At 46.7% G+C, this 636-nt stretch carries 1 protein-coding gene; it reads right to left on the bottom strand.

All coding sequences use genetic code 11. The features are described from left to right. Window positions 1-636 (bottom strand): Ig-like domain-containing protein (locus Q4575_RS19685; RefSeq protein WP_303523938.1); only part of this gene is annotated, 636 nt, incomplete at both ends.

Raw genomic sequence — 636 nt, forward strand, 5'->3', positions numbered from 1 at the left:
GTCACTGTTATAGTTGATTGACTGCCCACTGCGGCGGCATCATCAATGAATACCACACCGCTAGCGTTAACCGTTGCCACACTCGTACTTGAACTTGTCCAAGTTGAAGCCCAACTCAAATTCCCGAGTACCTCTGTACTGGTATCGCTAAATGTACCTAAAGTAGCTAACGTTAAGTCTGCGCCCTTCGGAATCGTTGGGGCAGCAGTTGTAATGGCAACGCTTGAAATAATTGGATTATCAACAGTCAGGGTTATGGTATCAGTAATATAAGTGGACGAATCGGGCAATTCTAAGGCCTTCAATTCAATAACAACCGTATCGCCGACAGTCGCATCAGGTTTTATCGTCACTAAACCACCATTGTCTACCGTTGCAATACTCGTATCGCCACTACTCCAAACCTGAGTTGTTAACAACGTTGTACTGGTATCCGACAATACTCCTGCCACTGAAACTTGTTGTGTGGTACCAACCGGAACCGACGTCTCGCTTGCTGACAGGGTTAATGTTTCTAATATTGGCTGCCCAACTGTTACAACTACCGTACCGGATACTGTGACGCTTGACCCACTTTCGACTGGCGTAGTCACTGTTATAGTTGATTGACTGCCCACTGCGGCGGCATCATCAATG

The sequence above is a fragment of the Psychrosphaera sp. 1_MG-2023 genome (assembly GCF_030548245.1).
Classification (GTDB): Bacteria; Pseudomonadota; Gammaproteobacteria; order Enterobacterales; family Alteromonadaceae; genus Psychrosphaera; species Psychrosphaera algicola.